This window comes from Sphingobium sp. AntQ-1 (assembly GCF_028538045.1).
GTDB lineage: Bacteria > Pseudomonadota > Alphaproteobacteria > Sphingomonadales > Sphingomonadaceae > Sphingobium > Sphingobium cupriresistens.
Map to the genome: position 1 here is coordinate 2,631,568 of NZ_CP117158.1, position 24,594 is coordinate 2,656,161.

Sequence of the window (24,594 nt, forward strand, 5' to 3'; positions counted from 1 at the left end):
TTCCCTAGACTTTCGCTGTTGGCGGCGGCCTCAGGCCCCCGGACAATGATGACCCGCGCGCTTAGCAGGGGCTTGGGATCAGGGCAATGGCGCACCCTGGCGAAACGCCGTGCGATGCGCCATTTGAAGTTGGGTGCAAACATGCCTATGTTGGCTGGAACATTGTCCCACGCAAAAGGGTATAGCCTTCCGTGTATGTGATCGTCATCCTCGCCATGATCGCCGGTTTTCTGGCGCTGCGGCTCTATTCGGTGCTCGGCAAGCGTACGGGCCACGAACAGGAGCCCGCGCTGCGTCCTGCCGATGAACGCGCCAAGGTGACTGTGCTGCAACCCGGTCCGGTCGCGCAGAATAGCGGCGACTCAATCCGCCTGGCCGAAGGTCTGATCGCCCCTGGCGCGGAAAATGGCGTTCGCGCCCTGATCGCCGCCGACCGCAGCTTCGATGTTCCCCAGTTCGTGGATGGCGCCAAGAGCGCCTACAGGATGGTGCTGGAAGCGTTTTGGCGCGGTGACCGCGATGAACTGGCCTGGCTGTGCGACGATGACGTCCGCGCCTCTTTCGAGGAAGCGATCGCCGCGCGCGAGGCTGACGGCCATGTCCTCGACAACCGTCTGGTCCGCATAGAAAAGGCGCAGATCGTCGAAGCGTCGCTCAACGGCCGCATCGCCGAAGTCGCGCTGCGGTTCGAGGGCGACATCGCCGCCGTCACCCGTGACAAGGACGGCCATGTCGTCGCTGGGTCGATGACCGACGCGGTCGGCACCAAGGATGTGTGGACCTTCACCCGCGATATTCGTAGCGCGGACCCCAATTGGAAGCTCAGCGAAACCGACGACGTCGCATGATCGCGCGCCATTCGGGGGGGGCGCTGCTTGCGGCGCTGATGCTGTCCGCCTGCGCGGGCGGTATGATTCCGCCCTCTGCCGATGGTCCCGCACCTGTGCGCCCGATCCCGTCGGGCGAAGCCGCGACCCGTCCCGTTCCCGCCACGCCGCGTCCGACGCTGCCGGTTGAACTGCCGACTAACCCTGCGCTGGACAGGGCAACGGCAGCAGGGCTGGGCGTCACCCGCGGTCCCGACATCGCCAGCCTGATACCGTCGGGCGAACGCGCCCGTCTCGCGCTTCAGGCGTTCCGCATTTCCTGTCCGACGCTGATGAAGCGCACCGACGCCAGCGGCCTGACCAAGGGGTCCGACTGGAACAATGCCTGCGCCGCCGCATCCAGTTGGCCCGAAGCCTCGGCCAGCGAATTTTTCTCCCGCTATTTCGAAGCGGTGCAGGTCGGCGACGGCGCGGCCTTCGTCACCGGCTATTATGAACCCGAAATCGCCGGATCACGCACCCGCCAGCCTGGCTATGAGGTGCCGATCTACCGTCGCCCGACCGACCTGATCGACGTCGATCTCGGCCAGTTCAGCGACAGCCTGAAAGAGCGGACGATCCGGGGCAAGGTGAACGGGACGAAATTCGTTCCCTATGACGATCGTAGCCAGATCGTATCCGGCGTGCTTGCCGGGCGCGGGCTGGAACTGGCCTATGCCGCCGATCCGGTGGAATTCTTTTTCCTTCAGGTGCAGGGCAGCGGCCGGCTGAACCTGCCCGACGGCGGTGTCATGCGCATCGGCTATGACGGGCAGAACGGCCGCGACTATACCGGTATCGGCAAGCTGATGAAGGATCGCGGCCTGATCCAGGCCGGGTCGATGCAGGACATCATGCAATATTTGCGCGCCCATCCGGCCGAAGGCGCGGCTATCATGAACGAGAATAAGAGCTTCGTCTTCTTCCGCGAACTGACCGGGGCGGGGCCGATCGGCGCGCTCGGCGTGCCGGTGACGGAGGAAGCCACGGTGGCGGCCGATCCCAAATTCATCCCGTTGGGCGCGCCGGTGCTGCTCTCGCTCGACCGGGCCGAACCGGCCGGCGTGTGGATCGCGCAGGATACCGGCGGCGCGATCAAGGGCGCCAACCGGTTCGACAGTTTCTGGGGCGCAGGCGCGCGGGCGCGGGGCATAGCGGGCGGCATGTCGGCGCGGGGCAGCGCGCTGGTGCTGCTGCCGATCGGGTCGGCGGCGCGTCTCGTCCGACCCTGATCCGCGCCATGGCCCGGCGTCGCCTGTCCAGCGAGGAGGAAGCGCTCTGGTCGGCGCTCGCGCGCACCGTCCGCCCGATCCGACACAGCCCCCGCGCGCTCCCCGTCACCCCGACGACGGCGCCGCTGCCGATCGAACCGTCGATCAAGACAAGGTTAACGTCGCCACCGGCCCGGACCCTGAAAACGCCCCCTGTCGCCCCGCCCGCACGGTCCCCCGCAGCGGTGCTCGACACTGGCTGGGAGCGCCGAATCCGTAGCGGCAATGTCACCCCCGACACCAGCATCGACTTGCACGGACACACGCTGTCTTCTGCACATGCGCGCCTTAACCAGGCGATCGCCGCCGCCCTGTCGCGCGACGCTCGCGTGCTGCTGGTCGTCACCGGCAAACCCCCGAAAAGCGCGGAGAGCGAGGGAAAGGGGCGCAGGGGCGCGATCCGTGGCGAAATCGGCCATTGGCTCGAAACCAGCCCCTATGCCGATCGTATCGCCAGCGTGCGTGTCGCCCATCCGCGCCACGGCGGCGACGGCGCGCTCTACCTGATATTGCGCCGCAAAAAGTGACGTTTTCAGGACGTTTTGCTGACCCTTTCTTAACCACTGTCCTTCATATCCGACTGATCGGGGGCCTCGCGTCGGGGCCGGTATCGGGCTGGGAGGCACATGCAGGGCGTGACGTTGAAAAGCCGCGCTGCCGCCTTCGCTTGTGCCGCGGGGGCGCTGGTGTTCATCCTCTCGCTGGTGCTGGGCTATACGCCGGGCCAGGCAGATGACCTGATCCAGATCGGCCGTTCGCTCATCATCGCCATATTGTGCGGCACGATGAGCTGGGCGTCGGCCCGGCGCACCATCGCCACCGCCGCCACCGCCATCGATGCCGCCACCGAACGCCTGCTGTCCGCCGCCCATGGCGACCTGCAATCGCGGGTGCCGGCCGAAATCGGGCAGGAATTGCCCGATCTGTCGGTCGCGATGGAAAGCCTGTTCAGCCAGGTCCGCACCAATCTCGACCATGTCCAGACACTGGCGCTGTTCGACCAGATCACCGGCCTCGCCAACCGCACCAGCTTCTGCCGCCAGGTGGAGCGGCTGTTGGCCGAGCGCGACGATAACGGCCTCGCCACCCTCTTCTTCATCGATCTTGACGGGTTCAAGGCGGTCAACGACACGCTAGGCCATGCGGCCGGCGACCAGTTGCTCGCGCGCGTCGCGGGCCGCCTGCGCGAAGTTGTGATGGCGCAGGTCAGCGCGGGGGGCGGCGACGCCGTCATCGGGCGCCTGGCCGGCGACGAATTCGTGATGTTCTTCCCCCATCTGTCCGGCCCGGCCGCGGCGCAGCGGATCGCGCGCGCCATCCAGTTCGCGCTGGGCGAGCGGTTCGACCTTGGCAGCCAGCATGTGGACCTTGGCGCATCGATCGGCATCGCCTGCTATCCCGATCATGGCGCGACGCTGGCGGACCTTTTGCGCGCCGCCGACATCGCCATGTATCACGCCAAGCATCAGGGGCGCGGCAGGGCGGAAATCTACACCGACGCGCTCGCGCTGGAGGCGGAGGACCGGGCCGAGTTGGAGCGCGACCTGCTGCGCGGGCTGGAACGGGACGAATTTCTGCTGGAATTCCAGCCGCAGATCGACGTCGCCAGCGGCCGCGCGGTGTCGGCCGAAGCGCTGGTGCGCTGGGCGCATCCGCAGCGCGCGCTCGTCATGCCCGGCGCCTTCGTGCCGGTGGCGGAGGAAAGCGGCGCCATCGTCGCGCTGGGCGACTGGGTGATGAGCCGGGTGTGCCAGACCGCCGCGCGCTGGGCGCAAACCGGCGTGCATCAGCGGATCGCGGTCAACATCTCCACCCGCGAACTGGCGCAGGCCGACTTCTTCCTGCGCCTGCGCCACGCCATCGCCACCCACGGCACCCCGCCGGCCATGCTGGAGCTGGAGATCACCGAATCGCTGGCGATGGAGATGGACCCGCGCGTGCTGGACCAGTTGCGGGCGTTGCGCCGCGACGGCGTGCGCGTCGCCATCGACGATTTCGGCACCGGCTACTCCAACCTGTCGCGCCTGAAGGAACTGCCGGTCGACCGGGTCAAGATCGACCGCAGCCTGGTCCGCGACATCGCCACTTCCGCCGAAGCCCGCACCATCTGCTCCGCCGTCGTCGGCCTCATTCAGGGGTTGGGCATGGAAGTGGTGGTCGAGGGGATCGAAAGCGAAGCGCAAATGGACGTGCTGCGCGTCATCGGCTGCACCCTGTTCCAGGGCTATCACCTCGCGCGCCCGACCGGCGAGCAGGATTATCTCGCGCAATTCGGTGCGCAGCCGAGGGGCCAGGTCCGCGACGCGGGGTAATGTTTTTATCCCTCTCCCCATCGGGGGAGAGGGCTGCGCAGACTTGGCAGCTTGCTGCCTAGTCGATGCTGGGAGAGGGGACAGCGACCGGGCGTGGACGCGCCAGCCTCGCGCCAATCCCGCTCATCCAACTGCCTGTTCTCACCCCAGCGCCCGCTCCACCACCAGCGCATAAATTCGCACCAAATCGCGCAAATCCTGCACCGCGACCGCCTCGTCCAGCTTGTGCATGGTCGCATTGTTCAGGCCGAACTCCACCACCGGGCAAATCCGTGACAGGAATCGCGCGTCGGACGTGCCGCCGGTCGTGGACAGTTCCGTCTCCACCCCCGTCACGTCGCGGATCGCGCCGCTGACCAGATCGCTGAACGCGCCCGGCGCGGTCAGGAAGGATTCGCCGCTGATCTTGGCCTCCACAGTGCCGCCCTCGACGGCCGCGATACCCTTGATCCGTTCGATCAGCGCCGCCCCGCTATGCTGGTCGTTGAAGCGGATGGAGATGCGCGCGGTCGCGGCAGCAGGGATCACATTATGCGCGACATTGCCGACCTCCAGGTCGGTGATCTCGATATTGCTGGGCTGGAACCAGTCGGTCCCCTCGTCCAGTACCTCCGCTTCGATCGCCGTCAGGATACGCACCAGCTTGGGGATCGGATTGTCGGCCAGATGCGGATAGGCGACATGGCCCTGGCTACCGGTCACGCGAATCCACATATTCACCGACCCGCGCCGGCCGATCTTCACCACGTCGCCCAGCCGCTTAGCCGATGTCGGCTCCCCCACCAGGCACAGGTTCGGGCGCAGGTCGCGCGCCTGCATCCGGTCCATCAGCGCCATCGTGCCATAGGTGGCCGGCCCTTCCTCGTCCCCGGTGATGATCAGGCTGATCGTGCCGGGCAAATCGTCGGGCAGCGCGTCCAGCGCCGCGACGAAGGCGGCGATCGACCCCTTCATGTCCACCGCGCCCCGGCCGTAGAGCAGGTCGCCGCGAATCTCCGGCGCGAACGGGTCGCTGGTCCAGCCTGCGCCGGGCGGCACCACGTCCAGATGGCCGGCAAAGGCGAAATGCGGTCCCGGCCCGGTGGTGCGCCAGGCAAGGAGATTTTCCACCGGCCCGTCGGGCGCCTCGCCCACGGTGAACCGATCCACGGTAAAGCCGCGCGGGACCAGCATCGCCTCCAATGCGGCGAAGACTTCGCCGGTGGCGGGGGTTACGGACGGGCAGGCCAGCAGGCGCCGGGCCAGTGCCACCACATCGTCATTGGTGCTGGTCATGCTCATCCTGCCGCGTTAGCGAAAGCCATGCGGGTTGGCCAGCTTTTGGGGGCCAGCCCCAAGAGGACAGGCCACAGGAGGACCGGCCATGCCACGGATCGACCTGGACAGCATCGCGCAGACGAACAGCACCGGCTATCCCGCCGGCCATGCGGCTATCGTCGATGGGCGATGGGTGCGACGGCTCGGCCCCGCCCACGGCCTCAGCGATTTCGGCGTCAGCCATGTCGTGCTGAAACCCGGCGCTGCCTCTTCCCAGCGCCACTGGCATGAGGATGAGGACGAATTCGTGCTGATGCTGGCGGGAGAGGCCGTGCTGGTGGAGGAGGGCAAGCGCACGCCGATAACGGCCGGCGACATGGCGGCTTTTCCGAAAGGCGATCCGAACGGCCATCATCTGGTCAATGAAAGCGCGGCCGATTGCGTGTTCGTCGCGTTCGGCCGGGTGCCGACGGGGGATTGCCATTATCCCGATATCGATCTTCTCTGGTCGGGCGGGGCCTACCGCCACAAGGATGGGAGCAGCTATTGACGATGCGGATGGACCGGCGCGGCGCGCTGACCGGAATGGGCGCGATGCTCGCGGCGATGAGTATATCGGCGCGCGCCGCGCCTGCTCCCCTGGTGAAGCCGCCGCGGCTGCGCGCGGGCGACATGGTGGGCCTGATCGAGCCGGCGGGGTTCAGCGACGACGCGTTCGACCTCGATCTGGTCAAGGACACGATCCTAGCCATGGGCCTGAAGCCCAAGGCCGCGCCGCATCTGGCGGGCCGCTATGGCTATCTGGCCGGGACAGACGCGGATCGCGCGGCGGACGTCAATGCGATGTTCGCCGACCCGCAAGTGCGTGCGGTCTTCGCCGTGCGTGGCGGCTGGGGCTGCGCGCGCATCCTGCCCCGGCTCGATTTCGCGACGATCCGCAAAAATCCCAAGCTGCTGGTCGGCTTTTCGGACATCACCGCGCTCCATCTGGCCTTCGCCGCCAAGGCGGGTTTCACCACCATTCACGGCCCCAATGCCGCGAGCAGCTGGGGCGCATTTAGCTGGGACGCCTTCCGCGCCGTCGCGTTCGACGCGGCGACGCCGACCTTCACCACCCCGGTCGGGCAGGAGGATCGGCTGGCGCAGCGCAGCGGCCGCATCCGCACCTTCCGCCCCGGCGTGGCGCGCGGGCGGCTGCTGGGCGGCAACCTCACCGTTCTGGCCGCGCTGATGGGGACGGCTTATCTGCCCGATTTCACCGGCGCGATCCTGTTTATCGAGGATATTGGAGAGCAGCCCTATCGCATCGACCGGATGCTGACGCAGCTGTCGCTGGCGGGCGTGCTGGGCAAGCTGGCGGGCGTCGCCTTCGGCCAATGCACCGACTGCGGGCCGGGCGGTACAAGCTATGGCGGCTTCACCTTGTCGGAGGTGCTGCAACAGCATCTCGAACCGCTCGCTATCCCCGCCTTCCAGGGCGGCCAGTTCGGCCATGTCGCCAACCAATATAGCCTGCCGCTGGGCGTGGAGGCGGAAATGGACGCGAGTGCGGGCACGATCCGACTGTTAGAGCCGGCGGTCAGTTAAGGGGAACACTCTCAGCGTGGTGCGAACCATAGGCCCCTCCTTTGAAAGGGAGAGGATTAGAATTCACCCCTTGCCATCCAACCCGGCCACGGTCCCGCTCCCCGCTGGCTCCCCCTGCATCCCGGCCGCGACTTTCTCCGCCGCCGCCATCACCCGCAGCACATTCTCGCCGGCGAGCTTCGCGATATCCTTGTCGCTCCAGCCCCGCCGCATCAGTTCGGCCAGCAACGCCGGATAGGTCTGCACGCCGCTCAACCCCTGCGGCAGCGACCCCACGCCATCGAAATCGCTGCCGATGCCGACATGGTCGACCCCGGCCACCTTGGCGATATGGTCGATATGGTCCGCGACCTGCGACAAGGTCACCACCGGCTCTGGATTGGCCTTTTCCCACCCCGCCAGCGCCCTCTTCGCGCCTTCCGGATCGCCGATATAGAGGCCGCCAAAGGGCGGCGCATTATAGCGCGCCACTTCGGCGCTGCGGGCCGCGCCCCAGATGCGGCGCGCCTCCGACACATATTGCGGCGCATAATTCACCATCACCACGCCGCCATTGGCCGCGACCTTCTGCAACAGCGAGTCAGACACGTTGCGCGGCGTGTTGCAGATCGCCCGCGCGCTGGAATGGGAGAAGATCACCGGCGCTTTGCTGACCCGCAGCGCGTCCAGCATCGTGCCCTCGCTGACATGGCTCAAATCCACCAGCATTCCCAGCCGGTTCAATTCATGCACCACCGCTTCGCCGAACGGGGTCAGCCCGTCATGCTGGGGATTGTCGGTCGCGCTGTCGGCCCAGGCGATGGTGCGGGCGTGCGTCAGCGTCAGATAGGATGCGCCAAGCTGACGATAATTGCGCAGCACGGCCAGGCTGCCGTCGATCTGGCCGCCGCCCTCCACGCCCAGGAGGGACGCGACCCGTCCCGCCTTGTGCGCCGCGCGCAATTCCGCCGCGGTGTTCACGAAGGCGAAGTCCCGCGGATAACGGCGCGCGAAACTGTGGGCCAGATCGATCTGCTCCAGCGTATCCTTCACCTGCTGCAATTCGGGCAGGTCGGCCGATACCCAGACCGACCAGAATTGCCCGCCCACGCCGCCGGCCCGCAGCCGCGCGATGTCAGTGTGGAAGGTCGCCGGGTCCAGCCGGTCCAGCGCCATCGTCCAGCGCTGATCCTTCGCCTTGTCGGCCAGCGCTTCGGGCCAGTCATTATGCCCGTCGATCAGCGGCGTCGCCTTCAGCACCCGCGCCACGCGGGCGGCATAGGGATCGGCGGCGGCATGAACGGCGGGGGCGGCGAGGAGGAGGGGCAACAAGGCCAGAGCCAGGGAAAGAGATGGCGTTTTCATGGGGCGCGAAGCTAGGGCCGCGCGGTATCAAGTCAATAAGGGGCAATCACAGAACGGGGCTTCCCCCCTTCGCCTGGTCTGCTACGCCTTGGCCAGAATGATGATCGATCCGCTCGTCCTGCTTCAGGCCTATTCCATCGGCGTCTTTCCCATGGCCGACGACCGTGATGCGAAGGAGGTTTATTGGGTCGAACCCAAGCGGCGGGCGATCCTGCCGCTCGACGGCTTTCACCTGTCGCACTCGCTGTCCAAGCGGATCCGCCGAGACCGTTTCCGCGTCACCGCGAACCGCGCCTTTGCGCAGATTTTGGCGCTCTGCGCCCAGGCTGCGCCCGATCGCCCATCGACCTGGATCAACCATCAGATCGAAGCCGCCTATCGCGACCTGCACGCAGCCGGCTTCGCTCATTCGGTCGAGATATGGGAGGGCGACGAGCTGGTCGGCGGCCTCTACGGCGTCGCGATCGGCCGCGCCTTTTTCGGCGAATCCATGGTGTCGCGCCGCACCGATGCGTCGAAAGTGGCGCTGGCCTGGCTGGTCGCGCGGCTACGCTTTGGCGGCTTCACCCTGCTCGACTGCCAGTTCATGACCGATCATCTGCGCACCATGGGCGCCGTCGAAATCAGCCAGCGTGATTATCTTCAGTTGCTGGGCGCGGCGACCGGCGGCGTGGCGCTGGGGGCCGGGGCGGGCGCACTGGCGGCGGGTTCAGGCGCGGCGGCGGAACTGGCGTTCGCGCCGCTGGCGGGCGACGCCGCGGCGATGGGTTCGCCTTTGGCGCCCAGCTTGACCGTCTCCGGCCCGGTTTCGGGCCAGGCCATCGCACAGCTTCTGACCCACACGTCATAGATCGGATGCTGCACGACATTGCGGTCGGGCCGTTCGCGGAACAGCCAGCCGGAAAAAGTGCGTCGCCACTTGCCATCGGCGCTACTGCGCACGTCCAACTGGATGAAAGCGCCGGTTTCCTGCACATTTTCCCATGGCGCGCTGGTTTCGCACGCTTGCAACCGCACGATCGCATCGCCCACGCGCAACGCTTCGCCCGGCTTCATGGTGAGGTCGCGGGTCAGGCCGTTGCGCTTGTTGAGCAAGCCGATGACGGCGTTGCGCTCCGCCATCGGCGTGGTGCCGGGCAACGCGCCGCCGGCGGCCGACCGGATCGGCGATCCTTCGACCTTGACCGGTCCGGTCTGGTTACCCGCGGGCACGTCATTCTTGCCGCACGCGGCCAGCGCCAGCGCACAGGATAGCAGAGGCAAGTGCAACAGGATCGGCGGGATGCCCCCCGCCGCACGCCGGGTCATGCCGCGTCGGGGCTCCACGCCTCATAATCGCCGGTCGCCTTCTGGCGCTGGCCGCCCTTTTCGAGCGCGCCGGACGGGCGATAGGCGTTGATCGTGCCGGTGGCGTTGGGGGTCGATTCCCGTTCCCATATGCGCGGCGGCGGCAGGAAGCTTTCTGGCGCGCCCTCGATCGAATGATGCAGCCAGCCATGCCATTCGGCCGGCACGCGGCTGGCATCGTTGGCGCCATTATAAATGACCCAGCGGCGCGTCAGGCCATTGGGGTCGACGCCGCCCTGATAATAGATATTGCCCTGATGGTCTTCACCGACCTTGCTGCCCTTGCGGGAGGTGAAGAGCGCGGTGCCGATGGTCGCGCCATCCCACCAGGTGAAGATCTTGCCGAGGATTCCCATGGGCCAAGCGCTTAGCCGCTGCGACGGGCGTGGGCAAGGAGGATATGGGCTATCGCGGCGCGGCCGGACAGAAATTGCGGTCGGTCGTCACCTTCCCGCCCGGCACCGCGCAACCGCCCCAGTTGACGACATCGCCTTCCGCGATGCCCAACGCCGCCGCGCGCCCGCCGGCCAGTTCCAGCACGGCGGCGACGGGCACGCCGGCGGACACCGGGATGCGCGAATAGGGCTGTGCGTTGCTCTTGAGGAAAGCGATTGTCCCGTCGGTATGGATGAACAGCATGTCGAGCGGGATCAGCGTGTCCTTCATCCAGAAACTTGCCGTGCGCGGCGGGTCCATCGGGAAGAGCATTCCGCCGTCAGGGGCGAGTTCCTTGCGGAACATCAGCCCCTTTTCCTGCGCCTGCGGCGTTGCGGCCACTTCGACGTCGAACCGATGTCCGCCCTTGGCGGTGCGGATCACCACCGGCAGCATGGCATCGGCGGCTTGCGCCTGCGCGCTGTTGTCGGGCGCGGGCTGGCGGCTGGAACAGGCGGCCAGCAGGCAAAGGGCGAGAAGGGCGGGAAAGCGGATCATGCCGACTGCCTAATGCGATTCGCGGCCGATGGGGAGGGGAATGGCAGTTCACCAGCCCTTTTCGCCATTCCGCGACCCAAAGGGCGACCGCGGGGCGAGCGCTGGAACCTATGTCCTGATCTCAACCGCGCCCGCCTGTGCGGGGATGAGGGGTTTGATGTCAGGCGATTGGCCTTTCGAACAATCCCTTCAACCAATCCCGCACACCGTCCAAATCGCCATCCAGCTTGACCGCCGCGCCCAGGTCCGGTTGTCCCGGCCAGCCTGCATCCGCCACCGTCACGCCGCCGCCGGTCCGCTCGCCTTCATAGCGGGGGATGACGTGGAAATGGACGTTGGGGTCGATCATCATCAGCATCAGATAGTTGATCTTCGCATAGTCCACCGCGCCGCGCAGCGCCGTCTCGATCGTGGCGGTGACGTTTTTCAGCTCCGCATGGGCCTCTGCCGGCAGGTCGCCGAAGGCGGTCGCGTCGCTCTTTGCCGCCAATATCAGCGATCCCAGCGTCGGCTGGGCGGGACGCAGGAGGACCAGCCAATGATCGAACTCCGCGATCAGGGTCGTGGGGTAGCCGAATTTTGCGATGGTGGCGTTCACAGGGCTGCCTCCGCTTCATCCATCCAGCTGACGATCGGCCGGCCGTTGCGCTTGATGCCATAGGCTTGGCCCAGGCGGATGGCGTGGACGACCAGCGAGATGACGATCCACCAGGCCAGCGCGATCAGGCCGATGTCGGGGCGGGCGAAGAGCAGCGAGACGAACAGGATGACCATGTTCGGGTTGCGGCGCGCGGTGACCAGGCGGAACTGGCTGTCGAAGGGGCGCCAGACATGGATGTCCATCTTGAAATCCTTGAGGAACATCCCCTCGATCAGCCGTTGCAGGATATAGCCCGCAATCACTGCGGCCATCACCAGCGCAAAGGCCTGGGTCGAGAGCGAGAGGCCCCAATAGGCGAGGCCCGTGCCCCAGAAATACCACCAGAAGGGCGGGTGGACGAGGTCGACGCCATGGTCGATCACATTGCCCCATTTGGACGATGTGATGGTGCAGCGGGCGAGTTTGCCGTCCACCGTATCCAGCACCATGAAGATGAAGCCGGAGAGGAACCCGGTCCAGAACATGCCCTGCGCGAACAGATAGGTCGCGACGAGGCAGAGGGTGACGCCGATCACCGACACCATATTGGGCGTCATCTTCAACTGCGCGGCGATGCGGGTCAGGACCAGCGCCAGTTCGGGCCAGAGATATTTGGTGAGGATGTCGGTGACGCCCTTATAGGCGCCGAAATAGCTTTGCCGCTCGATTGCGCGCCGGGTCGCGGGGGTCAGTTCGCGCACCATCGGCTGCTCCAGCTTGCGCAACTGGCGGTTGTAGAGCTTGCGGCCGTCCGACAGGTCTATGACGTTGGGCGCGGCCAGCGGATCGCTGCCCTGCGGTATCTGGCCCACGATCGGCGTGTTGCGCCAGGCGAAGAGCGTGCCCGGCGTTTCGAGCGCCAGCCGCAGCAGCAGCGGGTCGAAGGCATAGGTCAGGTTGAAGACCAGTTCATGCCTCGGCGCGAGGGTGCTGCCGTTCTTGGCTGCGCTTTCCGCCATGCGGCGATTGCGTTCGGCATTGGTCATGCCCCAGATCGGCGTAGCGTTGTCGCCCAGAAGGCGCACGGGGCCGAGGGTGGTGGTGAGGGTCTGGGTCATGCTCTAGCTCTTCGCGGGATGAGAGGTTTGGGCGAAATTCAGGATGAGGTCGGCCTGGCGTTGCGAGGCGGGGACCGGGGACAGATTGATCGATTCCTGCATCGCTGCTTCCTGCGCAGCAACGAAGCCGGGTTGCAAGCCGGTTGCGCGGGCGAGGGCTTGCGGAAGGGCGTCGGCGCTGTCGATCACCTGGCCCAAGCGCCAATGGGCGAAGGCGTCGCCCGCGCCGTCGCGATGGTCGAGGTTGAGGAAGATGCAGGGCCGGGGGTGGAGCAGGAACTCGTATACCTGGCTCGATACGTCGCCCAGATAGACGTCCGCGCTCATCGTATAGCTCATGTCGATCGAGTGGCGGCTGCCCATATCGACGCGGATATGGGGCGCGTGGCTGACGATCGGGGCGGCGGCGCGCGCCAGCTTGGTATGCGGCGCGATGATGACGTTCCAGCCAGTGAGCGACTCCAGTGACGCCAGTATCGCCGGCCCGTGATTGACCCAGGAAGACAGCGCCGGGTCGAAATGCGGATTATAGAGCAGCACCGGATCGTCATTGTAGAAATAGCGTTGGCGCGGCGCCTTCAGTTCGAATTTGGCATAGCCGCCGACCGCGATCGCTTCGGGCGTGCACAGGCCCCGGTCGATCATGCGGCGGCGGTCCTTTTCGCCCGCGACCAGGGTCAGGTCGAAATCGGCGTGGCGCTTCTTGTAGCCGCCTTCCCGGTCGCCCGCGCCATGTTTGATAAGGATCAGATGCGATGTGAAACCCGGCACGCGCCGCAGCCAGGCGCTGCTGATCTCCGTCGTCACCAGAGTCGGGAAGCGGGCGATGGTGGCATAGTTGAGGAGCAGCGTCGCGAGCCGGGAAGGCTGGCGGAACAGCGAGTCGGCGCGCGAGGGTGGACGGCGCAGGCGGACGGGGCGCAAAATCCCTTGCGGATCATAGCTGGCGACGAGCGCCAATAGCTGGTCCGAGGGCGACAGCACACTGACCCGCACGCCGGGCCGCCGCGCCAGTTCCAGCGCGGCGGGCAGCCAGTGATAGAGCTGTTGCGCTTCGGCGATGGCGAGAAAGGCGATGTCGGTCGGCAAGACTATATCCTTGGAGATGTGCCGCCCTAACGTGGATGGTGGAGGAAGCAAGCGGCCGTCCGACCCGTTGCAATCCGTTTGCAACAAGTGGCCTGGGACAGAAACATGGTCCGCGGCGCTGGACCTTTGCTTATTTTTTGTTATGCGGACCCCCAACTGATAGACATCTTTCGAAGAGGCTCGACGAGCGATGGCCGAATTTGCGTTGCCCAAGAACAGCAAGATCAGCGGCAAGGGCGTGACCCACCCCGCGCCCGCCGGCGCGTCCAATGTGCGCAGCTTCAAAGTCTATCGCTACGATCCTGACTCCGGGCAGAACCCGCGTTACGATACGTTCGAGATCGACCTCGACACCTGCGGGCCGATGGTTCTGGACGCGCTGCTGAAGATCAAGAATGAATATGATCCCACACTGACCTTCCGCCGGTCGTGTCGCGAGGGTATTTGCGGCAGCTGTTCGATGAACATGAACGGCAAGAACGGCCTGGCCTGCACCACCGCGATCGACGAGTGCAGCGGCAAGGATGTGCGCATTACGCCGTTGCCGCATATGGACGTGATCAAGGATCTGGTGCCCGACTTCACTCATTTCTACGCGCAATATAACTCGATCCAGCCCTGGCTGAAGACCGTGTCGCCGCCGCCGTCGGGCAAGGAGCGGCTCCAGTCGCCCGCCGACCGCGAGAAGCTGGACGGCCTGTACGAGTGCATCCTGTGCGCCTGCTGCTCGACCAGCTGCCCGTCCTACTGGTGGAATAGCGACAAGTTTCTTGGCCCGGCGATCCTGCTCCAGGCCTATCGCTGGCTGGCCGACAGCCGCGACGAATATACCGGCGAGCGGCTGGACGAACTGGAAGATCCCTTCCGCCTCTATCGCTGCCACACCATCATGAACTGCGCCAATGTCTGCCCCAAGGGGCTTTCGCCGGCCAAGGCGATCGCCGAAACCAAGAAGATGATGGTCGAACGGCAGCTCTGATCACCGTGGAGGCGGGTGAAAAGGCGATAGCGCGGCGCGTCACCGACGGGCCGCGTGCCGGCTGGCTGCAATGGATGGAGCCGGTGCCGGACACGTTCCTCACCCTGCTCGGTCCGATCTATTCGCAGCCCGATGGCGCCGTGCGCGCGATCGTCGAGCTGGAACCGCGCGTCCATCATCGCAACCGCCTGGGCTCGCTGCATGGCGGCTTTCTCGCGGCTTTTGCCGATCATGCCTATTTTTCCGCGATGGTGGCCGTCGGCCGTCCGGCGCAGGCCAGCGCGGTCACGGTCGAACTCTCGATGCAATATATGGCGGCGGGCCGGGCCGATCATATTCTGCGCGCGCAGGTCGAACTGCTGGGGGAAACCGGGCGGCTGCTGTTCCTGCGCCTGACATTGGCGCAGGATGGGCGGACGATCGCCGCGTCCACCGCCACATTGCGCAAGGCGCCGGAAGCATGACGAGCCATGTGATGGACCGTTACCGCGCGCTGGTGGCGGCGGGCGAGTTGCGCGCTGACCCCGACCAGCAAGCCGGGGCGGAACGGCTCGATGCCCTGCAACGCGAATTGGAGGCGGCCCCCGCGCGCGGATCGACGCTGTGGAAGCTGCTGCGCAAGGCGCCGGAGCCGCCCCGCGGCCTCTATATGTGGGGCGGCGTCGGGCGCGGCAAATCCATGCTGATGGACCTGTTTTTCGACACGGTGCAGATCGCGCGCAAGAAACGCGCGCATTTCCATGAGTTCATGCTCGACGTTCATGCGCGGCTGGCCGAAGCGCGCAAGTCGGAAACGGGTGATCCGATCCCGCCGGTGGTCGAGTCGCTGGCCGACGAGGCGCGCCTGCTCTGCTTCGACGAGATGGTCGTCAACAATATGGCCGATGCGGCGATCATGTCGCGGCTGTTCACCGGCCTGCTGGAAAAGCGGGTGACGATCGTCACTACGTCCAACCGCGAGCCGGACGAACTCTACAAGAACGGCCTCAACCGCCAGCTCTTCCTGCCCTTCATCGACCTGATCAAGGTGAAGCTGGATGTGATGACGCTGAACGGGCCGGTCGATTATCGACGCGACCGGCTGGGTGACGCGACGCTGTGGCATTGCCCCAATGGCGACGAAGCCACACAGGCGTTGAGCACCGCTTTCTTCCGTCTGACAGACTATCCGCCGTCAGACCGCGCCCATGTGCCCTCGGAAGATATCGTCGTGCAGGGCGGCCGGACGCTGCATGTGCCCAAAAGCCTCAAAGGCGTCGCGGTCTTCTCGTTCAAGCGGCTGTGCGCCGAAGCGCGTGGCGCGCCCGACTATCTGGCGATCGCGCGTAAATATCATACGGTCATCATCGTCGGCATTCCCGTGCTGGGGCCGGAAAACCGGAACGAAGCCGCGCGCTTCGTGACTCTGATCGACTCGCTCTACGAATATAAGGTGAAATTGCTGGCGTCGGCCGATGCCGAGCCGGCGCGCCTGTATCCACAAGGGGACGGCGCGTTCGAGTTCGAACGCACCGTGTCGCGGCTGATGGAAATGCAGTCGGACGATTATCTCGAATTGGGCCACGGGCCTAAATAGTCTTCCTGACGGTTGGTCTGTTCATCGCCGGGCGAAATCCGTCCGTCCGATGGCGCGCGCCCCGTTCATCAGGCCGCAATCTTAAGGTGGGAAACAGGCCGGGCGCCTCCGAGGAGAAAGGCGCCCGGCAGGATACCGCTGCAGGGAAGGCTGAGGACCAGGGTAGAAGTCCGCAGCGACAGGGTGTGAATCGCATTTAATGCAATTGCGAATGAATTGCAAAGATAATTTGCCTTCCTGAGATTTCGGCGGTTGAAACCCCTGTTCGAAGGGCGTAGGCGGGCCAGCAATTCCAGTAGTCAAGACTTGGAGGATGATTGCATATGGCCCGGAACAAGATCGCGCTCATCGGCGCAGGCAATATCGGCGGCACATTGGCGCACCTGGCGGCGCTCAAGAGTCTGGGCGATATCGTTCTGTTCGACGTCGTCGAAGGCGTGCCGCAGGGCAAAGCGCTTGATCTCTCGCAGTGCGCATCAGTCGAAGGTTTCGACGCGAAGATCACCGGTTCGAACGATTATGCCGACATCGCGGGCGCGGACGTCATCATCGTCACCGCCGGCGTGGCGCGCAAGCCGGGCATGAGCCGCGATGACCTGCTGGGCATCAACCTCAAGGTCATGAAGGCCGTGGGCGAAGGCATCGCCGCCAACGCACCCGACGCCTTCGTCATCTGCATCACCAACCCGCTTGATGCGATGGTGTGGGCGCTGCGCGAATTTTCGGGCCTGCCCCACAACAAGGTCGTCGGCATGGCCGGCGTGCTCGACTCGTCGCGCTTCAACCATTTCCTCGCCGAGGAATTCCAGGTTTCGGCCAAGGACGTCACCAGCTTCGTGCTGGGCGGCCATGGCGACACGATGGTCCCGGTGATCGAATATTCGACCGTCGCCGGCATCCCTGTCCCTGACCTCATCAAGCAGGGCCGTTCGACGCAGGAGCGCATCGACGCCATCGTCGCGCGCACCCGTTCGGGCGGCGGCGAAATCGTCGCGCTGCTCAAGACCGGTTCGGCCTTCTATGCGCCCGCCACCAGCGCGATCGCCATGGCCGAAGCCTATCTGGGCGACAAGAAGCGCCTGCTGCCCTGCGCCGCGAACCTGACCGGCCAATATGGCGTCGACAATCTCTATGTCGGCGTGCCGGTCATCATCGGCAAGGATGGCGTGGAGCAGATCATCGAGATCGAACTGAACGAGGAAGCCAAGGCGAACCTTCAGGTGTCGGTCGATGCCGTCAAGGAATTGCTGGAAGCGTGCAAGGGCATCGACCCCTCGCTCGCCTGACTTTAGAGCTGCACCGTCCCGTTCCAGGTAAGTGCGCAGCCTGGGACGGGGCGCTTTAGATCCCAAGTGCCACTTCCACAGAAGAAAAGGGACACGCATGTCCATTCTGGTGAACAAGAACACCAAGGTCATCACCCAGGGTATGACCGGTGCCACCGGCACATTCCACACCGAACAGGCCCTGGCCTACGGCACCCAGATGGTTGCCGGCGTGACCCCCGGCAAGGGCGGCTCCAGCCATATCGGCCTGCCCATGTACGACACCGTTGCGGAAGCCAAGAGCAAGACCGGCGCCGACGCATCGGTCATCTATGTGCCGCCGCCATTCGCGGCCGATTCTATCCTGGAAGCGATCGACGCGGAAATCCCGCTGATCGTCGCGATCACCGAAGGCATCCCGGTCCTCGACATGGTCCGCGTGAAGCGCGCTTTGTCGGGCAGCAAATCGCGCCTGATCGGTCCGAATTGCCCCGGCGTTCTGACGCCGGGCGAATGCAAGATCGGCATCATGCCCGGTTCGATCTTCTCCAAGGGTTCGGTCGGCGTCGTGTCGCGCTCCGGCACGCTGACCTATGAAGCCGTGTTCCAGACCACCAATGCGGGCCTGGGCCAGACCACGGCCGTCGGCATCGGCGGCGATCCGGTCAACGGCACCAACTTCATCGACGTTCTGGAACTGTTCCTGGCCGACGACGCCACCGAATCGATCATCATGATCGGTGAAATCGGCGGCGACGCAGAGGAGCAGGCCGCCCAGTTCCTGATCGACGAAGCCAAGCGTGGCCGCAAGAAGCCGATGGCTGGCTTTATCGCCGGTCGTACCGCCCCTCCGGGCCGTCGCATGGGCCATGCCGGCGCGATCGTGTCGGGCGGCAAGGGCGACGCGGAAAGCAAGATCGCGGCGATGGAAGCGGCCGGTATCAAGGTCGCCGCCAGCCCGTCCGAGCTTGGCTCGACGCTGGTCGAAGTGCTCAAGGGCTGATCAGCCGATAGAAAAAGCGGCCGGGCTGCACCTTGGCCGCTATTTTCCCGCATCCGCGACTGCACGCGGCTGGGATGGGACGTAGGAACATGGGTTACGAGAACCAGGAATTCGAGTTTGAGCGCGGGCCAAGCTGGCAGCGCGACAACTGGCCGCTGAGCGATACCGACGATCTGACCGGGGCGATGGACCCCACGCAGATGCAGGTCGCCGTGAAGGTCGCCGCCAAGTCCGCCGGCAAGGCCGTGTCGGATGCCGACGCCGTCGCCGCCGCCGATGACGCCATTCGCGCGCAGATGCTGATTCGCACCTATCGGGTGCGCGGGCATCTGGCCGCCAATCTCGATCCGCTGGGCCTGACCAAGCGTGATCTGCCAGCTGATTTGACGCCGGAATATCACGGCCTGACCGACCCCGCGAAAAAAATCTATCTGGGCGGCACGCTGGGCCTGCAATATGCGACCGTGGCGGAGATCGTCGCGATCCTGCGCGCCAATTATTGCGGCAATGTCGGCCTGGAATATATGCACATCGCGGATGTGGAGGAGCGCCGCTTCCTGCAGGACCGGCTGGAGGGCAAGGACAAGGAAATCCAGTTCACGCCCGAAGGCAAGAAAGCGATCCTGGCGAAGGTCATCCAGGGCGAGCAATATGAGAAGTTCCTGGGCCGCAAATATGTCGGCACCAAGCGTTTCGGCCTGGACGGCGGCGAATCCATGATCCCTGCGCTGGAAGCGGTCATTAAATATGGTGGCCAGTCCGGGGTTCGCGAGATCGTGTTCGGCATGGCCCATCGCGGCCGACTCAACGTGCTGGCCAATGTGATGGCCAAGGGCTTCCGCGTCATCTTCCACGAATTTTCGGGTGGCACCGCCAATCCCGAAGATGTCGGCGGTTCGGGCGACGTGAAATATCACCTCGGCACCTCGACCGATCGCGAGTTCGATGGCGTCAAGGTCCATATGTCGCTGGTGCCGAACCCCTCGCACCTCGAAACCGTCGACCCGGTGGTGTTGGGCAAGGTGCGCGCGCAGCAGACCTTCCGCGATGACCTGGGCAAGCATGAGCAGGTATTGCCCGTGCTGATACACGGCGACGCGGCGTTCGCGGGTCAGGGCATCGTGTGGGAATGCCTCGGCTTCTCCGGCGTGCATGGTTACAATACCGGCGGCTGCGTCCACTTCATCATCAACAACCAGATCGGCTTCACCACCAGCCCGCAATTCTCGCGCGGCTCGCCCTATCCGTCCGACGTGGCGAAGGGGGTTCAGGCGCCGATCCTGCACGTCAATGGCGACGATCCCGAAGCCGTGACCTTCGCGTGCAAGCTGGCGATGGAATATCGCCAGACCTTCCACCGCGACATCGTGATCGACATGTGGTGCTATCGCCGCTTCGGTCATAATGAAGGCGACGAGCCGGGCTTCACTCAGCCCCTGATGTACAAGGAAATCCGCCAGCATCCGCCGGTCAGCGACGTCTATTCGGCGCGGTTGAAGAGCGAAGGCGTGGTCGATGACGACTATGTCAGCAAGGTGACGGGCGATTTCGTCAATCATCTGGAGGAAGAGTTCGAGGCGGCCAAGAGCTACAAGGCCAACAAGGCCGACTGGTTCGCCGGCCGCTGGTCGGGGCTGCACAAGCCGGCCGACGCCGAAACATCGCGCCAAAGCGTGGATTCGGCGATCAGCACCAAGCTGTTCGACAGCCTGGGCAAGACGCTGACCACCGTTCCCGAAGGGCTGAACGTCCACAAGACGCTGACCCGCGTGCTCGCGGCCAAGGCGGAGATGTTCAAGTCCGGCGAGAATTTCGACTGGGCGACTGGCGAGGCTTTGGCTTTCGGCTCGCTCCTGTCCGAAGGCTATGGCGTCCGCCTGTCGGGTCAGGATTCTGGACGCGGCACGTTCAGCCAGCGTCACGCGGTCTGGACCGATCAGGACAGCGAGAATAAATATATCCCGCTGTCGACCGTGCCGCATGGCCGGTTCGAGGTGCTGGATTCGCCGCTGTCCGAATATGGCGTGCTGGGCTTCGAATATGGTTTCGCGCTGGCCGACCCGAAGAGCCTGGTGCTGTGGGAAGCGCAGTTCGGCGATTTCGCCAATGGCGCGCAGATCATCTTCGACCAGTATATCGCTTCGTCCGAAACCAAGTGGCTGCGCTCCAACGGCCTCGTCTGCCTGTTGCCGCACGGCTATGAAGGGCAGGGGCCGGAACATAGTTCGGCGCGTCTGGAACGCTTCCTGCAACTATGTGCGGAAGGCAATATCCAGGTCGCCAACATCACGACCCCGGCGAACTATTTCCACGCGCTGCGTCGCCAGATGCTGCGGCCCTTCCGCAAGCCGCTCATCATCATGGCGCCCAAGTCGCTGCTCCGGCACAAGCTGGCGGTCAGCAAGGCGGAGGATTTCCTGGGCGAAACCCAGTTCAAGCGCATCCTGTCCGATCCCAATGGGTCGGCGGACAAGGATACCAAGCGCCTGGTCCTGTGTTCCGGCAAGGTGTTCTACGACCTGATGGAAGCGCGCGACGCCGCCGGGGACAAAGATGTGCAGATCGTTCGCATCGAACAAATCTATCCGTTCGCGACCGACGCATTGGCCACGCGCATCGAGCGTATGACCAATTTGGAAGATATCGTGTGGTGTCAGGAGGAGCCGCGCAACAATGGCGCATGGTTCTTCGTCGAACCCTATATCGAGGAAGCCCTGGTCAAGGCTGGCAAGGCGCCCAAGCGCGCCCGTTATGCCGGCCGCAAGGCGTCCGCCTCGCCCGCGACGGGTCTGGCGTCGCGTCATGTGTCCGAACAGGGCGCACTCGTCGCCGATGCGCTGGGTCACAGCGTCCGCACCGAAATCCGTCGCCAGAAGAAAGGCTGATCAAGCTCATGGCTACCGAAGTCAAAGTCCCCACTCTGGGCGAATCCGTTACCGAAGCAACCGTGGGCCAGTGGCTCAAGAAGCCCGGTGAAGCCGTCAAGGTCGACGAGCCGATCGTGTCCCTCGAAACCGACAAGGTCGCGGTCGATGTGCCCTCGACCGTGGCCGGCGTCATGGGCGACATCATCGCCAAGGAAGGCGACACGGTTGAGGTCGGCGCGCTGCTGGCCTATGTGAACGAAGGCGGTTCGGTTGCCGCTGCTCCGGCGCCTGCCGCCGCTGCGCCCGCCGCGAAGGCGGAAGCCGCCGCCCCGGCCCCGGCCGCTTCTGCGCCGGCGCCCGCTGCTTCGGATGATGAAGAGGGTGGCAACCTGACCCTGTCGCCGGCGGTCCGCCGCCTTGTGCTGGAACATGGCCTTGACCCCAGCAAGATCAAGGGCACCGGCAAGGACGGTCGCCTGACCAAGGACGACGTCACCGCCGCCGCCGCCGCCGGCACCGCCAAGGCCGCCGCCGGTGCGGCTGCTGCCGCTGCTTCCGCCGCCGAAGCGCCTGCCGCTGGTCCCAGCCGCGCACAGGAACGGGTGAAGATGACCCGCCTGCGCCAGACGGTCGCCAAGCGGCTGAAGGAAGCGCAGAACACCGCCGCGCTGCTGACCACCTACAACGACGTCGACATGACCAACATCATCGAGGCGCGGGCCAAGTATAAGGATCTGTTCGAGAAGAAGCATGGCGTCCGTCTGGGCTTCATGGGCTTTTTCACCAAGGCCGTCTGCATGGCGCTGCGCGACATTCCGGGCGTCAATGCGCAGATCGAGGGCGACGAGATCGTCTATAATAATTTCTGCGACATCTCGGTCGCGGTGTCGGCGCCCACCGGCCTGGTGGTTCCGGTCATCCGCAACGCCGAATCGCTGAGCGTCGCGGACATCGAAAAGACCATCGGCGGCTTTGGCAAGAAGGCCAAGGAAGGCAAGCTGACGATGGAAGATATGAAGGGCGGCACCTTCACCATCTCCAATGGCGGCGTGTTCGGCTCGCTGCTGTCCAGCCCGATCATCAACCCGCCCCAGTCGGGGGTTCTTGGCCTGCACCGCATCGAGGACCGCCCGGTCGTTCGTGACGGTCAGATTGTGATCCGTCCAATGATGTATCTGGCGCTCAGCTACGACCATCGCATGGTCGATGGTCGCGAAGCGGTCACCTTCCTCGTCGCGGTCAAGAACGCGATCGAAGACCCAACCCGCCTGCTGATCGACCTGTAAAGGTCGCGACCAGACATCCTATCCGTTCGGGCTGAGCCTGTCGAAGCCCCGTCCTTCCCGAAGGACAAAAGAAGAAGTAATGCCCTTCGACAGGCTCAGGGCGAACGGAGATTGTTATGGCTGACTTCGACTACGACGTCCTGGTAATCGGCGCTGGCCCCGGCGGCTATGTCGCGGCGATCCGCGCGGCGCAGCTGGGCCTCAAGACCGCCTGCGCCGAAAGCCGCGAGACGCTGGGCGGCACCTGCCTCAATGTGGGCTGTATCCCGTCCAAGGCGATGCTGCACGCATCGGAACTCTATGACGAGGCGGCCAATGGCGCGCTCGCCAAACTGGGCGTCAAGATCGACAAGATGAGCCTGGACCTGCCCACCCTGCAGGGCCAGCGCATCGACGCGGTCAAGGGCCTGACCGGCGGCATCGAATTTCTGTTCAAGAAGAACAAGGTGACCTGGCTCAAGGGTCTGGCCAGCTTCACTGGCGCGAACAGCGTCGAGATCAACGGCGAGAAGGTGACGGCGAAGAATATCGTCATCGCCACCGGATCGTCGGTCACGCCGCTGCCCGGCGTTGAAGTTGATAACGCAGGCGGCAAGATCGTGGATTCCACCGGCGCGCTGGAACTGGACAAGGTGCCGGGTCATCTGGTCGTGGTTGGCGGCGGCGTCATCGGCCTGGAACTGGGTTCGGTCTGGAAGCGCCTGGGCGCCAAGGTGACCGTGGTCGAATATCTCGACCAGATCCTGCCCGGCATGGACGGCGAAATCCGCAAGGAAGCTAACAAGATCTTCAAGAAGCAGGGCTTCGAGTACAAGCTCGGTACGAAGGTGACGGGCGCGCAAGTCGGCAAGAAGGGTGTGACCCTGACCGTCGAGCCGGCCGCCGGTGGCGACGCGGAGACGATCGAGGCGGATGTCGTCCTCGTGTCGATCGGCCGTCGTCCCAATACCGAAGGGCTGGGCCTCGACAAGATCGGCCTGGAGCTGAACGCGCGCAGCCAGATCGAGACGGATCATGATTTCGCGACCAAGGCGCCCGGCGTGTGGGCGATCGGCGACGTCATCCCCGGTCCGATGCTGGCGCACAAGGCCGAGGACGAAGGCATTGCGGTGGCCGAGAATATCGCGGGCCTGACCGGCATTGTGAACCATGCCATCATCCCGTCGGTCGTCTATACCAAGCCGGAAATCGCGGGCGTGGGCCTGACCGAAGAGGCCGCCAAGGAAAAGGGCGCGATCAAGGTCGGCAAATTCCCGATGATGGCTAACAGCCGCGCCAAGACCAATCATGAGCCGGACGGTTTCGTGAAGATCATCGCCGACGCCGAAACCGACAAGGTGCTAGGCGTGTGGATCATCGCCGTGCCCGCAGGCACGATGATCGCGCAGGCGGCGCAAGCGATGGAATTCGGCGCGTCGAGCGAAGACATCGCCTATACCTGCCATGCGCATCCCACGCATAGCGAGGCGATCAAGGAAGCGGCGATGGCCGTGACCGGCAAGCCGATCCATATGTGATCGCGCGGCGGACCAAGCTTTGAAGGAAGGGGCCTCCGTATTGCGGGGGCCTTTTCTTTAAGGAAAGGGCGCGCAAACAATCGGCTGCGGATGCAAACCTTCCCTTTCAAGGCAGGGGAATCGCATATGAAAATGGTGACGGCAAAGGTTTCTATATGCGTCTGCTGATATGGTGGGCGTATTGGGGAGGAGTTTTCGGATTGTTTTGGTAGGATGGAGGATTATCGGGCAGGGAAGGCGCGGTACGACTTGTTGGTCGATGCTTTCAGCACCGACCCCGCCCGACCCGTGACCCGGCAGGCGCGTCGCTGATGCGTCGGCGGTGCGTTGGCATGACCCAAATGGTCGACGGCCGGGAAGCCGTGGGCGCGTCGCTGGCGCTTCGCGGGTGCATAGC

General features: G+C 64.9%; 22 protein-coding genes and 1 pseudogene. 15 read left to right on the forward strand and 8 right to left on the reverse strand.

What is annotated here, in order from left to right; genetic code table 11:
* The first annotated feature begins 191 nt into the window (after positions 1-191).
* The 4 genes from sphantq_RS13195 (at position 192) to sphantq_RS13210 (ending at position 4,449) form a co-directional block, all read left to right on the forward strand.
* On the forward strand, positions 192-848 hold the full coding sequence (locus sphantq_RS13195) for a Tim44/TimA family putative adaptor protein (protein ID WP_066600258.1): 657 nt from the start codon (positions 192-194) through the stop codon (positions 846-848).
* Complete coding sequence (gene mltA, locus sphantq_RS13200) at positions 845-2,098, forward strand: murein transglycosylase A (protein ID WP_272798708.1); 1,254 nt, start codon at positions 845-847, stop codon at positions 2,096-2,098. Before sphantq_RS13195 ends, mltA begins: the two co-directional genes overlap by 4 nt.
* A gap of 8 nt (positions 2,099-2,106) precedes the next feature.
* Positions 2,107-2,664, forward strand: coding sequence for a Smr/MutS family protein (locus sphantq_RS13205; protein WP_272798709.1), 558 nt, complete (start codon positions 2,107-2,109; stop codon positions 2,662-2,664).
* A gap of 99 nt (positions 2,665-2,763) precedes the next feature.
* The gene (locus sphantq_RS13210) at positions 2,764-4,449 is read left to right on the forward strand and encodes a putative bifunctional diguanylate cyclase/phosphodiesterase (RefSeq protein ID WP_272798710.1); all 1,686 of its coding nucleotides are present in this window, start codon (positions 2,764-2,766) and stop codon (positions 4,447-4,449) included.
* 141 nt (positions 4,450-4,590) lie between these two features.
* On the opposite strand, the gene dapE is transcribed toward sphantq_RS13210, so the two are convergent.
* Positions 4,591-5,730: a succinyl-diaminopimelate desuccinylase gene (gene dapE / locus sphantq_RS13215; protein ID WP_272798711.1), complete on the reverse strand. Its 1,140-nt coding sequence runs from the start codon at positions 5,728-5,730 to the stop codon at positions 4,591-4,593.
* An 82-nt stretch (positions 5,731-5,812) separates the two neighbouring features.
* Between dapE and sphantq_RS13220 the strand changes: the two genes are divergently transcribed.
* Both sphantq_RS13220 and sphantq_RS13225 read left to right on the forward strand, forming a co-directional pair.
* A complete protein-coding gene (locus tag sphantq_RS13220) occupies positions 5,813-6,256 on the forward strand; it encodes a cupin domain-containing protein (protein WP_066600272.1) in 444 nt (147 codons plus the stop codon).
* Positions 6,257-6,258: 2 nt separating this feature from the next.
* Positions 6,259-7,293 carry a S66 peptidase family protein gene (locus tag sphantq_RS13225; RefSeq protein ID WP_201785504.1) on the forward strand — a complete coding sequence of 345 codons (1,035 nt, stop codon included), beginning with the start codon at positions 6,259-6,261 and terminating at the stop codon, positions 7,291-7,293.
* Positions 7,294-7,356: 63 nt separating this feature from the next.
* Here the strand turns inward: sphantq_RS13225 and sphantq_RS13230 are convergent, their stop codons facing one another.
* The gene (locus tag sphantq_RS13230) at positions 7,357-8,637 is read right to left on the reverse strand and encodes a dipeptidase (RefSeq protein WP_066600275.1); all 1,281 of its coding nucleotides are present in this window, start codon (positions 8,635-8,637) and stop codon (positions 7,357-7,359) included.
* Positions 8,638-8,734: 97 nt separating this feature from the next.
* On the opposite strand from sphantq_RS13230, the gene aat reads away from it, so the two are divergent.
* Positions 8,735-9,487: a leucyl/phenylalanyl-tRNA--protein transferase gene (gene aat / locus sphantq_RS24310; protein ID WP_129927177.1), complete on the forward strand. Its 753-nt coding sequence runs from the start codon at positions 8,735-8,737 to the stop codon at positions 9,485-9,487.
* 35 nt (positions 9,488-9,522) lie between these two features.
* On the opposite strand, the pseudogene sphantq_RS24315 reads toward aat, so the two are convergent.
* From sphantq_RS24315 to sphantq_RS13265, 6 genes and pseudogenes are all read right to left on the reverse strand, one after another.
* Positions 9,523-9,945, reverse strand: a pseudogene (locus sphantq_RS24315) (DUF2155 domain-containing protein); the annotation flags it as partial.
* Positions 9,942-10,340, reverse strand: coding sequence for an NADH:ubiquinone oxidoreductase subunit NDUFA12 (locus tag sphantq_RS13245; RefSeq protein ID WP_272798712.1), 399 nt, complete (start codon positions 10,338-10,340; stop codon positions 9,942-9,944). The gene sphantq_RS13245 and the pseudogene sphantq_RS24315, both read right to left, overlap by 4 nt.
* Positions 10,341-10,389: 49 nt before the next feature.
* Complete coding sequence (locus tag sphantq_RS13250) at positions 10,390-10,917, reverse strand: DUF192 domain-containing protein (protein WP_066600281.1); 528 nt, start codon at positions 10,915-10,917, stop codon at positions 10,390-10,392.
* A 160-nt stretch (positions 10,918-11,077) separates the two neighbouring features.
* Positions 11,078-11,515 (reverse strand): HIT family protein, encoded by a 438-nt coding sequence (locus sphantq_RS13255; RefSeq protein WP_066600283.1) that lies wholly within the window; start codon positions 11,513-11,515, stop codon positions 11,078-11,080.
* Positions 11,512-12,615 (reverse strand): CDP-alcohol phosphatidyltransferase family protein, encoded by a 1,104-nt coding sequence (locus sphantq_RS13260; protein ID WP_066600286.1) that lies wholly within the window; start codon positions 12,613-12,615, stop codon positions 11,512-11,514. Before sphantq_RS13260 ends, sphantq_RS13255 begins: the two co-directional genes overlap by 4 nt.
* 3 nt (positions 12,616-12,618) lie before the next feature.
* Positions 12,619-13,704: a glycosyl transferase gene (locus sphantq_RS13265; RefSeq protein WP_272798713.1), complete on the reverse strand. Its 1,086-nt coding sequence runs from the start codon at positions 13,702-13,704 to the stop codon at positions 12,619-12,621.
* A 190-nt stretch (positions 13,705-13,894) separates the two neighbouring features.
* On the opposite strand from sphantq_RS13265, the gene sphantq_RS13270 reads away from it, so the two are divergent.
* The 8 genes from sphantq_RS13270 (at position 13,895) to lpdA (ending at position 24,197) form a co-directional block, all read left to right on the forward strand.
* The gene (locus sphantq_RS13270) at positions 13,895-14,683 is read left to right on the forward strand and encodes a succinate dehydrogenase iron-sulfur subunit (protein ID WP_066600291.1); all 789 of its coding nucleotides are present in this window, start codon (positions 13,895-13,897) and stop codon (positions 14,681-14,683) included.
* A 5-nt stretch (positions 14,684-14,688) separates the two neighbouring features.
* Entirely contained in the window at positions 14,689-15,147 is a 459-nt protein-coding gene (locus sphantq_RS13275; protein ID WP_066600294.1) for a PaaI family thioesterase, read from the forward strand.
* A complete protein-coding gene (gene zapE / locus sphantq_RS13280) occupies positions 15,144-16,259 on the forward strand; it encodes a cell division protein ZapE (RefSeq protein ID WP_066600297.1) in 1,116 nt (371 codons plus the stop codon). Before sphantq_RS13275 ends, zapE begins: the two co-directional genes overlap by 4 nt.
* Before the next feature lie 323 nt (positions 16,260-16,582).
* The gene (gene mdh, locus sphantq_RS13285; RefSeq protein WP_066600301.1) at positions 16,583-17,545 is read left to right on the forward strand and encodes a malate dehydrogenase; all 963 of its coding nucleotides are present in this window, start codon (positions 16,583-16,585) and stop codon (positions 17,543-17,545) included.
* 97 nt (positions 17,546-17,642) lie between these two features.
* A complete protein-coding gene (gene sucD / locus sphantq_RS13290) occupies positions 17,643-18,527 on the forward strand; it encodes a succinate--CoA ligase subunit alpha (protein WP_066600303.1) in 885 nt (294 codons plus the stop codon).
* A gap of 89 nt (positions 18,528-18,616) precedes the next feature.
* Entirely contained in the window at positions 18,617-21,412 is a 2,796-nt protein-coding gene (locus tag sphantq_RS13295) for a 2-oxoglutarate dehydrogenase E1 component (RefSeq protein WP_272798714.1), read from the forward strand.
* Positions 21,413-21,420: 8 nt separating this feature from the next.
* Positions 21,421-22,680, forward strand: a complete 1,260-nt coding sequence (gene odhB / locus sphantq_RS13300) for a 2-oxoglutarate dehydrogenase complex dihydrolipoyllysine-residue succinyltransferase (protein ID WP_129927171.1) — start codon at positions 21,421-21,423, stop codon at positions 22,678-22,680.
* Positions 22,681-22,796: 116 nt separating this feature from the next.
* A complete protein-coding gene (gene lpdA, locus sphantq_RS13305; RefSeq protein ID WP_066600309.1) occupies positions 22,797-24,197 on the forward strand; it encodes a dihydrolipoyl dehydrogenase in 1,401 nt (466 codons plus the stop codon).
* The last annotated feature ends 397 nt before the right edge of the window (positions 24,198-24,594 follow it).

Coding starts and splice junctions, on each gene's coding strand:
- mltA (WP_272798708.1), top strand. CDS start 845: ATGATCGCGCGCCATTCGGGGGGGGCGCTGCTTGCGGCGCTGATGCTG.
- sphantq_RS13205 (WP_272798709.1), top strand. CDS start 2,107: ATGGCCCGGCGTCGCCTGTCCAGCGAGGAGGAAGCGCTCTGGTCGGCG.
- sphantq_RS13210 (WP_272798710.1), top strand. CDS start 2,764: ATGCAGGGCGTGACGTTGAAAAGCCGCGCTGCCGCCTTCGCTTGTGCC.
- dapE (WP_272798711.1), bottom strand. CDS start 5,730: ATGAGCATGACCAGCACCAATGACGATGTGGTGGCACTGGCCCGGCGC.
- sphantq_RS13220 (WP_066600272.1), top strand. CDS start 5,813: ATGCCACGGATCGACCTGGACAGCATCGCGCAGACGAACAGCACCGGC.
- sphantq_RS13225 (WP_201785504.1), top strand. CDS start 6,259: ATGCGGATGGACCGGCGCGGCGCGCTGACCGGAATGGGCGCGATGCTC.
- sphantq_RS13230 (WP_066600275.1), bottom strand. CDS start 8,637: ATGAAAACGCCATCTCTTTCCCTGGCTCTGGCCTTGTTGCCCCTCCTC.
- aat (WP_129927177.1), top strand. CDS start 8,735: ATGATGATCGATCCGCTCGTCCTGCTTCAGGCCTATTCCATCGGCGTC.
- sphantq_RS13245 (WP_272798712.1), bottom strand. CDS start 10,340: ATGGGAATCCTCGGCAAGATCTTCACCTGGTGGGATGGCGCGACCATC.
- sphantq_RS13250 (WP_066600281.1), bottom strand. CDS start 10,917: ATGATCCGCTTTCCCGCCCTTCTCGCCCTTTGCCTGCTGGCCGCCTGT.
- sphantq_RS13260 (WP_066600286.1), bottom strand. CDS start 12,615: ATGACCCAGACCCTCACCACCACCCTCGGCCCCGTGCGCCTTCTGGGC.
- sphantq_RS13270 (WP_066600291.1), top strand. CDS start 13,895: ATGGCCGAATTTGCGTTGCCCAAGAACAGCAAGATCAGCGGCAAGGGC.
- zapE (WP_066600297.1), top strand. CDS start 15,144: ATGACGAGCCATGTGATGGACCGTTACCGCGCGCTGGTGGCGGCGGGC.
- mdh (WP_066600301.1), top strand. CDS start 16,583: ATGGCCCGGAACAAGATCGCGCTCATCGGCGCAGGCAATATCGGCGGC.
- sucD (WP_066600303.1), top strand. CDS start 17,643: ATGTCCATTCTGGTGAACAAGAACACCAAGGTCATCACCCAGGGTATG.
- sphantq_RS13295 (WP_272798714.1), top strand. CDS start 18,617: ATGGGTTACGAGAACCAGGAATTCGAGTTTGAGCGCGGGCCAAGCTGG.
- odhB (WP_129927171.1), top strand. CDS start 21,421: ATGGCTACCGAAGTCAAAGTCCCCACTCTGGGCGAATCCGTTACCGAA.
- lpdA (WP_066600309.1), top strand. CDS start 22,797: ATGGCTGACTTCGACTACGACGTCCTGGTAATCGGCGCTGGCCCCGGC.